Here is a 12408-nt window from a genome sequence, read left to right on the forward strand (position 1 = left end):
AAAAATACGAAAGTTTGACCGTACCATCGCTTGGTTTCAATTAGAGTATAATGAAAACTCCCCTTTTTGACTCTGTTTGCAAACGGGAATTTAAAAAAATCAGAGGATCACTCAGCGCGAGGGGTTATCCCCAATTTTTGTGGATAACTTCTTTAATAAAGGATCCTCATAGGTGACTGGACTTACGATACAACATTGAGATTCTTGCAGAACAGCATTTTTAAAGTACAATGATAAGCCATCCTAATCATTCTTTGAGTTTGTTATTTATGTTGCAACACTATAAAACCCAAGGCGGTGTTGAGATTGAGTGTACTCAACAAAGCTTAGATTACACCCAAGGTATAGGAAATCTTCTGGAACACTTAGATACGCAACGAGGTGCTTTATTTGCTTCGAGTTTTGAATACCCAGGACGTTATACATGTTGGGATATAGGTTTTTATAATCCTCCCTTGGCTCTTGTATGCCGAAAAAACCTGGTGCAAATCGATGCATTAAATCAACGAGGCCGTATGTTGTTGACGTTTATTAGTCCTTTATTGGCAAAGGAAGACTCTTTGCAGCTCGTGACGCAAAACGATTCTGTTGTTCAAATTAAAATTAAAACTTCTGATCAGGTGTTTCGTGAGGAAGAACGCAGTCGTCAGCCTTCTGTTTTTACTGTCATTCGCTTGCTTCTGGCTTTTTTTAAAATGGAGAATGAATCTTATTTGGGATTATATGGCTCTTTTGGTTTTGATTTAATTTTTCAATTTGAAGATTTGCAAAAGCATAAAGAACGAGAGTTATCGCAAAGAGATATGGTTCTTTATTTTCCTGATGAAATTTTTGTTGTCAATCATCAAAAAGAAGAGGCCTTTGTACGCCGTTACGAGTTTCAATTTCAAAACTTATCCACTAAGTCTTTAGCCCGAGAAGGTGTTTCTGTACCGTATGAGGCGTCGCAAAAGCCTGAAAAAACGTGTGATCATTTGCCTGGGGAATACGCAAAAATAGTCAATATCGCTAAAAATCGTTTTGCTTGTGGGGATTTATTTGAGGTAGTTCCCAGTCAAACCTTCTATACCCATTATACGGAGTTGCCTTCTACTTTATTCAAACAAATGAGGCAATTAAATCCTTCTCCTTATGGTTTTTTTATTAACTTAGGTGAGGAAGAGTATTTGGTGGGCGCCTCTCCAGAAATGTATGTGCGTGTACAAGGAAGAAGAGTAGAAACATGTCCTATTTCTGGAACAATTAAGCGCGGTGCTGATGCGATTGAAGATGCTCAAAATATCCAAGCTTTACTCGACTCCAAAAAAGAAGAGTCTGAATTGACGATGTGCACGGATGTGGATAGAAATGATAAGTCACGAATTTGTGAAGCAGGTTCAGTGAGAGTCATTGGGCGAAGGCAAATTGAAATGTATTCTCGGCTTATTCATACTGTGGATCATGTGGAAGGAGTTTTAAGAGAAAATTTTGATGCTGTTGATGCTTTTTTAACCCACATGTGGGTGGTAACGGTTACAGGTGCACCTAAAATTTGGGCGCTTAATTTTATTGAAGAACATGAAAAATCACCACGCAAATGGTATGCGGGTGCTGTGGGATGGTTTGGTTTTGATGGCAATTTAAATACAGGCTTGGTATTACGAACCGTTCGCATTGAAAAAGGAATTGCAGAAATTCGTGTAGGTGCTACTTTGCTTTATGACTCAGTGCCTGAAGCCGAGGAACAAGAAACTCGTTTGAAAGCATCTGCTTTTTTAGACATCTTGCAGAAAAAAGGAATCAGTGCACACGTTAAACCATCTTTACCTTTAACGGGAAAAGGAAAACGTGTTTTGCTTATTGATCATCAAGATTCTTTTGTTCATACCTTGGCAAATTACCTCCGCCAAACGGGAGCTGAAGTAAGTACGGTTCGCTTTGATAAGGCATTACATTATTTACAAGAGCAAAAATATGACCTTGTTGTTTTGTCTCCTGGCCCGGGTAAACCCAGTGATTTTCATGTTTCAGAAACAATAGCCGCAGTAATTTCTCAAGGCATCCCTTTATTTGGTGTTTGCTTAGGTTTACAAGGTATTGTTGAGCATTTTGGTGGTGTTTTAGACGTACTTGATTATCCCATGCATGGTAAACCATCAATCGTTAAGGTGACGCATCCTTCTCGTTTATTTTCTGGCTTGGGTGAGAGTTTTAAAGCGGGTCGGTATCATTCACTTTATGCGCGTTTAAAAACCATGCCTAAAGAGTTGAATGTGACGGCAGTAAGCGATGATGGTATTGTGATGGCTGTTTCGCATCAGCATTTGCCGATTCATGCAGTGCAGTTTCATCCTGAAACAATATTATCTTTAGTGAACCAAGCAGGAATAAAAATTATAACAAATCTGATGGGGATGATTTAGAAGCATGCGCAATAAAATATTGATACTGTATGTTGTATCTGTTGTATTGGGCATTGTCGTTGGTTTAGTGGGATCAACTTTTCGTTTATCCATCGACGTATTGAGTGCTTTATTAGATAATTTTTATCATTTTCTAAGTATCAATGGATGGCCATCCGGACTTATTTCTGGATTAGTCTCTATGATTATGGTCTATGCTGCTTACCTTGCCGTGAAACATTTTGCCCCTGAAGCTTCAGGAAGCGGAGTTCCAGAAATAGAGGGAGCATTACTCCACCTAAGACCTATATTTTGGCGACGTTTATTACCCGTAAAATTCTTTTTTGGTATTTTGGCGCTTGGTGCAAAAATGATTTTAGGTCGAGAAGGACCTACTATTCATATTGGTGGTAATTTAGGAGAAATGCTTGGTAGTTTATTTAATCTGGCACGACGTAGAAAAGATAGTTTGATTGCAGCAGGGGCTGCTGCGGGTTTGGCTGTTGCGTTTAATGCTCCGTTAGCAGGAGTAATTTTTGTTATGGAAGAAATGCGTAACCAATTTAACTACTCTTTCACAAGTTTCAATATGGTAGTTATTTGTTGTATTACAGCCACAGTAATTTTAGATTTTATGATTGGACCGCAGCCGACTATTCCAATGGATGTTTTTGAATTTCCACAACTTGACGCTTTATGGTTATTCGCTTTATTTGGTATTGTGGTTGGTTTGCTAGGCCTTTTGTTTAATCTTTCTTTAATGAAGACGCTAAAACTTTTGGATAAATTAACCTCAAGACAGAAATCATATTATGTTTTAATTGTTGGATTTTTAGTTGGTTTTTTAGCAATACATCATCCTGCCGCAGTGGGTGGCGGAATGGACATTATTCATCAAGCAATCACATTATCACCAAGTTTTAGTCTTTTGTGTTTTTTATTGATTGTACGCTTTATAGGTATGATGGCTTGCTATGGGACTGCTGTACCAGGAGGAATCTTTGCTCCTATCCTTTCTTTGGGCACACTGCTTGGATTAGCGATGTTTCGTATATTAGAGTTTATGCACATTGATTTTTTAACGCAACCAGGTATGTTTGCTATCGCAGGAATGGCTGCACTTTTTGCTGCATCGACTCGTTCTCCTATCACTGGAGCAGTATTAGTGGTTGAAATGACTCATAATTATTACCTCATATTCCCTGTGATGATGACTTGTATTACCGCAACTATTGTGTTGCAGCTTGCTCCTAATGGTCCAATCTATGAGCAGTTGCTGTATCGGACTCTTGCGAGTAAAAAGTTAAGATAGTACCTCTTAAGAGCTTGCAATAATTTTAATTGATAAGCGTAACAATTTTACCAAAGTGGGCACTTGATTGCATGTATTGGTGAGCTTCCTCAATTTGCTCCAGATTAAACTTAGAATCAATAATGGGCATTAGTTGTTTTATTTTGAGGGAATCAAGCCACATTTTATGGGCATCACTCCATAGTTTAGCTTTTTCTTCGATACTTTGGGCTCGAAGCACAAACCCAATAATTTTTAGTCTCTTACGCATAACCAGTGCAAGATTGCATTCGACAGTACTGCCTTTAAGACAAGCAATCTGAATTAATTTACCTTTAGGTTTGAGCAGATGCAGATGCTTATTAAAATAATCGCCGCCAATAAAATCAATAACTAAATCAATACTGTGATCGGCAATTAAATCTTCGAAATCGTGTTTATTATAGTTGATGACTTGATTTGCGCCTACCATAACGGCTTTTTCTACTTTGTCATCAGTTCCTACAGTCGTAATGATGTTCCCCTGAACGAGTTTTGCCATTTGAATTGCGAGTGAGGCAATACCACTTCCTGCCCCATGAATAAGTAAATTTTGTCCAGATTGAAAATTTCCTAGATCAAATAGGGTAGCATAAGCGGTTGTTAAAGCTTCAGGAAGGGCAGCGGCGAGTAGATAATCCCAATTCTCAGGAATGTGGCGTGCAAGCGATGCTTCCACAGGACAAAACTCAGCATATGCTCCACTACCCACTAAGCCATAGATTTTATCACCAGGTTTGAATTGACTTACTTTTGCGCCTACCTCGATTACATCTCCAGCTAATTCCAAGCCAGGAATTTCAGATTCTCCAGGAGGGGGTGGGTATTTTCCATACCGTTGCATAATGTCAGCCCGATTCAGAGCTGTTGCTTGAACTCGCACCAGGATTTGTGAGTCGCTGTACTCAGGCGTGATGCCATTTTCAATAATTAAACGACTGTGTACCCCAGGATTTTCTATGTGTACGTAGCGCATATATTCCTTTTTATCGTCACTTGGGCGCAGCGAAACGAGCCCTAGGTTTAATTGGCATAAGATTCCCGGGTTTTGTTTCGCTGCACCCAGGTGACGCGTTATCCATAAATTGCAATTTGTCTTAACATCTTATTCTCTTAGCTTACTAGAGACTGGTACATATCTCGACCAAAATGAGCATAATTTTCTATGTTCCAATTCTCATATAACTATATTGCTGCGTGTTGGTGTTCGAAGATCAACCCATTTTGATTTGGGCAAGCGAAATGTAAACAACCCCTACTTTACTTCAATAACTATCCCTATATAATGCTTGTACCTACCCTTTTATTTGTTGGGCAATGGCTAAATTCAATCATCAACGTCTTTATGCTTGGTTTTTTATAATTCCTCAACTTATTGTAACCTTGATGTTTTTTATTTGGCCTGCATGCAATGCATTACTGCACTCTTTTTTTTATACAGATGCTTTTGGCCTCCATAAACGATTCGCAGGCCTTGCCAATTTTTTAGATCTTTTTCGAGATCCAAGTTACAGTAAGGCAATTGGAGTTACGTTTAGCATCGCTTTTAGTGTCACATTTCTCACTATGAGTTTAGGGCTTTTTATTGCCATATTAGTGAATAACCGAGGTAAGACGCAAGGGGTTTATAAATCTTTGTTAATTTGGCCTTATGCCGTTGCACCTGCAGTTGCTGCAATTTTATGGCGTTTTTTATGTCATCCAACCTTGGGTTGGGTGACTCATTTTTTGCAATCAAAGGGAATAAATTTTGATTATGTCAATCATGTAAACCAGGCGCTTTTAGTGGTTATCATTACCGCGAGTTGGCAGCAGTTTAGTTATAACTTTTTATTTTATTTTGCAGCTTTAAAAGCGATACCCTCCTCATTAATTGATGCAGCAATTATTGATGGTGCTTCTGTATGGCAACGCTTCTGGCAGATTATTGTTCCGCTTTTATCGCCAACAACATTTTTTTTACTCATTATGAACTTAATGTATGGTTTTTTTGAGACTTTTGGCATTATTCAAGTGATGACTCACGGGGGGCCAGGTAATAGTACGACTAATTTAATTTATAAAGTATATCAAGATGGATTTGAGGGAATGGATTTGGGAAGTTCATCGGCTCAGTCAGTACTACTAATGATTATTGTAATCATTATTTCTTTACTGCAATTCAAATACCTTGAAAAAAAGGTTCATTACGCATGAAACGTTATTTCACACGTGTTTTATCTCATGGATTTTTATGTATTTTTGTTCTTTTAATGTTGTTGCCTGTCTATTTGGCACTTGTAGCTGCCAGTAATGATGGCAGTATCATGATGCAATCCCATATACCTATGGTTCCTGGGAGTTTATTATTTAAAAATCTAAAGGCAGTAATGACAGAGGGTCTATCCGTTACAGGGGGCGAGCCAATTACTTTTATGTTGCTTAATAGCTTATTTATGGCTTTAGCAATTGCTTTTGGTAAAATTATTTTTGCTTTAGGATCTGCGTTTGCTTTGGTTTATTTTGATTTTCCCTTTAAAAAATTGTGTTTTGCATTAATCTTTACGACGATGATGTTACCCATTGAAGTCAGGATTGTACCAACATTCCAGGTGGTTGCTTCTTTTGGCTTGTTAAATTCATTCACAGGATTAACTTTACCCTTATTTGTTTCGGCAACAGGTACATTTTTATTTCGTCAATTTTTTAAAACCATCCCCGCTGAACTAGTTGATGCAGCGAAATTGGATGGAGCAGGGGCGATCCGTTTCTTTTTTGATATTGTTTTACCTTTATCTAAAACACAAATTGCATCACTATTTGTGATTTTATTTGTGTATGGTTGGAATCAATATCTTTGGCCATTAGTGATTACTACAGAAACAAAAATGGCTACCGTAGTCATGGGTATTCGTTATCTTGCTGGAGTAGCTGACCAGATTCCTCAATGGCATTATATTATGGCTGTTGCATTAATTGCTTTAATTCCACCATGTTTGGTTGTGATGTTGATGCAGCGGTGGTTTGAAAAAGGGTTAAAATAAACATGGCAACAGTCAATTTAATTGAGGTATCAAAACGGGTTGGACAAACAACAATTTTAAATCACGTTAATGCGAGCATTAAAAAAGGTGAATTTGTGGCAATTGTTGGTCCTTCTGGATGTGGAAAAACAACTTTGTTACGTTTAATTGCCGGTTTGGAGGATGTAAGTTCAGGAACAATTTTAATTAATAACCAATGTGTTAATGAAATTTCTGCTGCTAAACGAGATATGGCTATGGTTTTTCAAAATTATGCACTTTATCCGCATATGACTGTATTCGAAAATATGGCTTATGGATTAAAAATGAGGAGATTTAAGAAAGCGGAGATTCAAAAAAGAGTTCACGAGGCAGCTCAATTATTACGTTTAACTCCTTATTTAGATCGTAAACCACAAGCGCTTTCTGGAGGGCAAAAACAAAGAGTTGCTATGGGACGAGCGATGGTGCGATCTCCTGCTGTTTTTCTATTTGATGAACCTTTATCTAATTTAGATGCAAAATTGCGCACTGAAATGCGACATGAAATTCGACGTTTACATCAACAGTTGAATACAACGAGTTTATACGTGACCCATGATCAAACTGAGGCCATGACTATGGCAGAACGGGTAATGGTGCTTAATCAAGGAGTTATTGAACAAATAGGAACACCACAAGAGTTGTATCAAAATCCTGCAACGTTATTTGTAGCAGGATTTACAGGCCATTATCCTATGAATCTTGTACCTGGTATTTATGATAAGAACAGTCGTTGCGTACAAACAGAATTAGGATTGAGTTTTCCTGTTCCAGAGTTAGCTCAGAATTTGCAAGATAAAGAGAGGGTCATTTTAGCGATTCGCGCGGAGCATGTGTTACTTTGTTCGGAAAATGAGCCCCAAGCAATATCAATCCAAGCTGAGTTTGTGGATGATATGGGAGCTGATAAATTAATAAGAGCTAAAACGAATAAAAATGGATTAATTTTGAATTTGCGCATTACAGCAGATCAATCTCTTCCTAGTGGACAATTTTATGTGGAGCTACCTAAAATAAAGATACATCTATTTCAGGATCAATCGGGAAAACGAATTGGAGAGGTAGTATGAATAAAGAAAAAAACACACTAAAATCAATTGACACACCTAATTATCGCTATTGGTCTGCATTGTATCTGTCTTTTTACTCCAGACTTCTTTATGTCGATGTAGGAAAGCGTTGGCGGGGACTCGGCTTTCTTTATCTTTTATTGGCTATTGCTTTATTTTCAATTCCATTTGTTATAAGAATGGATTTAAGTTTTAGTCATTCTTTTAAGGAACAGCTTATTAAACCTTTAGAAGAAATTCCGATTTTTTATATCCAGGATGGAAATGTTGTTTTTGACAAGCCTATGCCTTATTTAGTAAAAAATGATAAAGGACAAGTGAGTATTATTATTGATACTACAGGACAAGTTAATGATTTTTCTAAATATCCTTCACTTGCAGTTTTGGTCAATAAAAATAAAATTTCTTTAAAAATACCCAATTTACAATTATTTAATATGCCTCAAGCTCAATTAAGTAGTGGGCCTCCACTGGTGCAAGAGTTTAGTAAAGAAGATAATGCTGTGTTTGATGGTAAAATAATTACCAAAGAAAAGACAATAACTAATATGAAATACTTTGCACAAGTATTGATGTATCCCATGATTGTTGCGATATTTTTTTCAATGTTTATTACGGTTTTTTTATTATTTGGATTTTTAGGGCAAATTTTTTCTAGTGTATTTTTTTCCTTTAGTATTACCTTCAAGCAATCTTGTCGACTTTTAATTGTTGCAGCAACACCAATGCTGTTATTAATGCTTCTTTTATTAACATTTAATTTTATGTTCCCCGGCTCGGGATTTATTTTATTATTTTTGCTTATTGGGTATTTCAGTTATGCTCTCTATGCTTTGCGTGCAGAGAGTAAGAAAGTTGTTAAGACATGATTGAGTTAAAATATTTCCACAAGAATAATTGTTGAATTTTAGAGGAACAGTAACTTAACGCATATGGATAAGCGATCGGCTTATTATCTCGAATCGTTTAGGCTTAGGAGGCATTGATGCCTCACTAAGCCTTGTATGGGTTAAGTATCCTCAGTCCGAACGGACCTAGATATAGACTAGATCTTATATAATCTTTATCCATACTCATGTTAACTTAAAAGAGTTGCGTTTGGCTAAGAATAAGTGGTGACTTTATGAAAGAATTGATTCATTTTGCTCATGGAAATGGCTTCCCAGCTTTATGCTATAAGCAAATGTTGGATTGTCTAGAGAATCAATTTGATTATTGTTATATAGATAGGATTGGACATAATCCATTATTTCCAGTTAGTGAAAATTGGCACAATCTGGTACTGGAAGTTATTGCTAGTGTTAAAGCACAAGCAACCCGTCCCGTTATTGCAGTGGGTCATTCTTTAGGTGGTGTTTTAAGTTTATTAGCTGCGATAGAGCAACCCGAATTATTTAAAGCAGTAATTATGCTAGACTCACCATTAATTGGTACTTTTAAATCCAGTATGGTTCGTTTTGCAAAAACATTGGGGATTATTGATCGGATAACACCTGCACATAAAACTCGGGGACGTCGTATGTATTGGAAAGATCATGAGCAATTAATTAGCTATTTAAAAACAAGAGACTTATTTAAAACGTTTACTGATGACTGTTTAAATGATTATATTAGTTATGGACTAGAACATACGGACGATGGCTATTATTTACGTTTCGACAGACATATTGAATATCAAATTTATCGGACTATTCCTCATGTCATTCCTAATTTTGAAGGTAAGTTATTCATTCCAACAGCATTAATTTATGGTGACAAAAGCACTGTGGTTGGTAAAATGGATGTACGTTACATGAAAAAATATTTCAATGTAATCAACCATCGGATTCAAGGAACCCATTTGTTTCCTATGGAGTATCCTGAATTGGCGGCAAAGCAAATTATAAAAATTGTTTCTTGTTTGAATAGACCTTTACATGTGCCAAATAAAATTAGTTTGATATAAAGAGGCGCGTTATTTTTATATCAAACCTTACATTAATTAAGGAGAATACTGTGCTACATGCTATTTTAGTGCTCATAACCCTTGGAGCAGCAGGAATTTTACTCACGAGACAAGCAGCCATTTCGGTTTGGGCTATTAGCTTTGCTTTATTTAGTGCTCTTATTTTCTCCTATGGCTCTCCAAGCTTATTCACTAAAATTGTTCTTGTGATTATTGAACTCATTTTAATTGTCAGTTCTATAAAACCTTTAAGAAGAGAATTATTATCTAAGTATTTTTTTAGAGCAGTAAGCAAAGCAATGCCTTCTATGTCAGCAACAGAAAAGGAGGCCTTAGAAGCAGGTACAGTGAGTTGGGAGGGCGATTTATTTAGTGGTGCTCCTGATTTTTCCTCACTTAGAAATGCTCCAATTGTGCATTTGACTGAGGAGGAGCAAGCATTTCTTGATGGACCTGTGAATACTTTATGCTCTATGATTGATGATTGGAATATAACTCATAATCTTACTGATTTACCTCCTGAAATTTGGCAATTTATTAAAGAAAATCGTTTCTTAGGTATGATCATTCCTAAAAGTTATGGTGGTCTTGAGTTTTCTGCCACAGCACAAATGTCAGTTTTAGTAAAAATCTATGGGCGTTCGATCACTGCAGCAACAACTATTTCTGTTCCTAACTCACTGGGCCCTGGTGAACTGTTACTCAAATATGGGACTGAAGAGCAAAAAAATTATTATTTGCCACGGTTGGCTGATGGACGAGAAATTCCATGTTTTGCGTTGACTGGACCTAATGCGGGCTCAGATGCCGCATCGATTCCAGATAAGGGAATTGTCTGTCATCAAGAATTTAATGGTCAAAAAGTACTAGGGATACGCTTAAATTGGGACAAGCGTTATATTACTTTATGTCCAGTAGCTACAGTAATAGGTTTAGCTTTTCGATTATTCGATCCTGAGAACTTGTTAGGTCGGGGTGAAGATGTGGGGATTAGTTGTGCATTAATTCCTGCAAATACACCAGGAATTACTAAAGGACGCAGACACTTCCCATTAAATACCGGATTTTTAAATGGGCCAACTCAAGGTAAAGATGTATTCATACCTATGGATTATCTCATTGGTGGCGCAGCTATGGTAGGATGTGGTTGGCGTATGCTTATGGAGTGTTTAAGTGCTGGAAGAGCAATCTCTTTGCCTTCAAGTGCTAATGGTGGTGCTCAGGCAGTTGCTTTGGTTTCAGGAGCATATGCACGTATACGGAAACAATTCAATCAGCCTATAGGAAAATTCGAAGGAATCGAAGAGCCCTTAGCGCGCATTGCCGCGAATACTTATATTATTGATGCGGCATTAACAATGGCTGCTGCAGCTATTGATCATGGCGCTAAGCCGTCTGTGGCTGGGGCTATATTAAAATATCATACCACCGAACGTGCCAGACAAGTCGCATTCGATGCTATGGACATTCATGGTGGTAAAGGAATTTGTCTTGGCCCTAATAATTATTTAGGTCGAGGTTACCAGGGATCTCCTATCGGGATTACTGTTGAAGGCGCAAATATATTAACTCGTAGCTTAATTATTTTTGGTCAGGGCGCGATACGCTGTCATCCTTATGTGTATCATGAACTAGAAAGTATTAGAAATAATAACCTTGTTGATTTTGATCAGGCTTTTTTTGCACATGCAGGTTTTTTCCTGGCTAATTTTACTAAGTCCATTATTTTTGGCTGGACGGATGCTTATTTATCCAAAGCACCTGTAAGTAGTGCAAAACGGTATTATCAATTAGTCCATAGGTACAGTACTCACTTGGCATTTCTTGCGGATTTTTCAATGACCGTCTTAGGGGGGGCATTAAAGCGTAAAGAAAAATTATCTTCGCGTCTTGGTGATATGCTTAGTAATTTGTATCTTGCTTCCGCTGTTTTGAAGCGCTTTCACGAGGATGGAGAGCCAAAGGCTGATTTTCCTTTGGTTGAATGGAGTTGTCAGCAATTATTGTATGACTGTGAGACAGCAATGCAGGGCGTAATTGTTAATTTTCCTGCGCGTTGGGCAAGAATTATGTTGCGATTGATTATCAAACCATTAGGTAATCGTAGAAATAAACCAGATGATCAATTAGGTCATAAGTTAGCACGAATTTTAATTGAACCCAATGAAACTCGGTCGCGTTTAACTCGTTTAGTTTATAAAAAATCTGGGGAGAATTGTCCGTTAGGCCGTACCGAAGAAGCATTCCTTAAAATTTGTGCTGCAGAAGAGTTAGAAAGAAAAGTAATGCGCGCAGTCAAAGAAAATGTTTTAAAATCGCTTACTTTGCTTGAACAAATCGATGAGGCTTTGGCTTGTGGGGTACTCAGCGATAAAGAAGCAAACCAATTAAAAGAAGCTGAATTGGCTCGCCAAGAAGTGATCAAGGTAGATGATTTTAATGATGAGGATCTTCGTCGTCCTGTATTAACAAAAGCAGTAAAAAGTAAAAAAGTTAAAGATGACATAGAGTCAGAAATCATTTAATTCGCCTTTCCCTGGCTTGCTAAAATGATAGAAAGTTTTTCATAAATTTTTCTAAGGTGTGTTCGCTCCCATAACACACCTTAATTTCTTACTTATAACCCTTCATAACTATC

At 37.3% G+C, this 12408-nt stretch carries 9 protein-coding genes; 8 read left to right on the plus strand and 1 reads right to left on the minus strand.

What is annotated here, in order from left to right; genetic code table 11:
- Window positions 1-269: 269 nt before the first annotated feature.
- On the plus strand, window positions 270-2402 hold the full coding sequence (locus DYH34_RS06240) for an anthranilate synthase component I (protein WP_058466289.1): 2133 nt from the start codon (window positions 270-272) through the stop codon (window positions 2400-2402).
- Window positions 2403-2406: 4 nt separating this feature from the next.
- Complete coding sequence (gene clcA, locus DYH34_RS06245; protein WP_058466043.1) at window positions 2407-3693, plus strand: H(+)/Cl(-) exchange transporter ClcA; 1287 nt, start codon at window positions 2407-2409, stop codon at window positions 3691-3693.
- Window positions 3694-3718: 25 nt separating this feature from the next.
- On the opposite strand, the gene DYH34_RS06250 is transcribed toward clcA, so the two are convergent.
- Window positions 3719-4687, minus strand: a complete 969-nt coding sequence (locus DYH34_RS06250; RefSeq protein ID WP_058466044.1) for an NAD(P)H-quinone oxidoreductase — start codon at window positions 4685-4687, stop codon at window positions 3719-3721.
- 341 nt (window positions 4688-5028) lie between these two features.
- Between DYH34_RS06250 and DYH34_RS06255 the strand changes: the two genes are divergently transcribed.
- From DYH34_RS06255 to DYH34_RS06280, 6 genes are all read left to right on the plus strand, one after another.
- Window positions 5029-5907 (plus strand): ABC transporter permease subunit, encoded by an 879-nt coding sequence (locus DYH34_RS06255; protein ID WP_058466045.1) that lies wholly within the window; start codon window positions 5029-5031, stop codon window positions 5905-5907.
- The gene (gene ugpE, locus DYH34_RS06260) at window positions 5904-6734 is read left to right on the plus strand and encodes a sn-glycerol-3-phosphate ABC transporter permease UgpE (protein WP_058466046.1); all 831 of its coding nucleotides are present in this window, start codon (window positions 5904-5906) and stop codon (window positions 6732-6734) included. Before DYH34_RS06255 ends, ugpE begins: the two co-directional genes overlap by 4 nt.
- A gap of 2 nt (window positions 6735-6736) precedes the next feature.
- Entirely contained in the window at window positions 6737-7825 is a 1089-nt protein-coding gene (locus tag DYH34_RS06265) for an ABC transporter ATP-binding protein (RefSeq protein ID WP_058466047.1), read from the plus strand.
- Window positions 7822-8694 carry a DUF1189 family protein gene (locus tag DYH34_RS06270; RefSeq protein WP_058466048.1) on the plus strand — a complete coding sequence of 291 codons (873 nt, stop codon included), beginning with the start codon at window positions 7822-7824 and terminating at the stop codon, window positions 8692-8694. The genes DYH34_RS06265 and DYH34_RS06270 overlap by 4 nt, the downstream gene beginning before the upstream one ends.
- Before the next feature lie 254 nt (window positions 8695-8948).
- Window positions 8949-9770: an alpha/beta hydrolase gene (locus DYH34_RS06275; protein ID WP_058466049.1), complete on the plus strand. Its 822-nt coding sequence runs from the start codon at window positions 8949-8951 to the stop codon at window positions 9768-9770.
- A gap of 50 nt (window positions 9771-9820) precedes the next feature.
- A complete protein-coding gene (locus tag DYH34_RS06280; protein WP_058466050.1) occupies window positions 9821-12295 on the plus strand; it encodes an acyl-CoA dehydrogenase in 2475 nt (824 codons plus the stop codon).
- Window positions 12296-12408: the final 113 nt, after the last annotated feature.

The sequence above is a fragment of the Legionella cincinnatiensis genome, from assembly GCF_900452415.1.
Classification (GTDB): Bacteria; Pseudomonadota; Gammaproteobacteria; order Legionellales; family Legionellaceae; genus Legionella; species Legionella cincinnatiensis.

Bases quoted from the DNA above. Each gene is read 5' to 3' on its own strand.
- clcA (WP_058466043.1), top strand. From the start codon at position 2,407: ATGCGCAATAAAATATTGATACTGTATGTTGTATCTGTTGTATTGGGC.
- DYH34_RS06275 (WP_058466049.1), top strand. From the start codon at position 8,949: ATGAAAGAATTGATTCATTTTGCTCATGGAAATGGCTTCCCAGCTTTA.
- DYH34_RS06240 (WP_058466289.1), top strand. From the start codon at position 270: ATGTTGCAACACTATAAAACCCAAGGCGGTGTTGAGATTGAGTGTACT.
- ugpE (WP_058466046.1), top strand. From the start codon at position 5,904: ATGAAACGTTATTTCACACGTGTTTTATCTCATGGATTTTTATGTATT.
- DYH34_RS06265 (WP_058466047.1), top strand. From the start codon at position 6,737: ATGGCAACAGTCAATTTAATTGAGGTATCAAAACGGGTTGGACAAACA.
- DYH34_RS06250 (WP_058466044.1), bottom strand. From the start codon at position 4,687: ATGCGCTACGTACACATAGAAAATCCTGGGGTACACAGTCGTTTAATT.
- DYH34_RS06255 (WP_058466045.1), top strand. From the start codon at position 5,029: ATGGCTAAATTCAATCATCAACGTCTTTATGCTTGGTTTTTTATAATT.
- DYH34_RS06270 (WP_058466048.1), top strand. From the start codon at position 7,822: ATGAATAAAGAAAAAAACACACTAAAATCAATTGACACACCTAATTAT.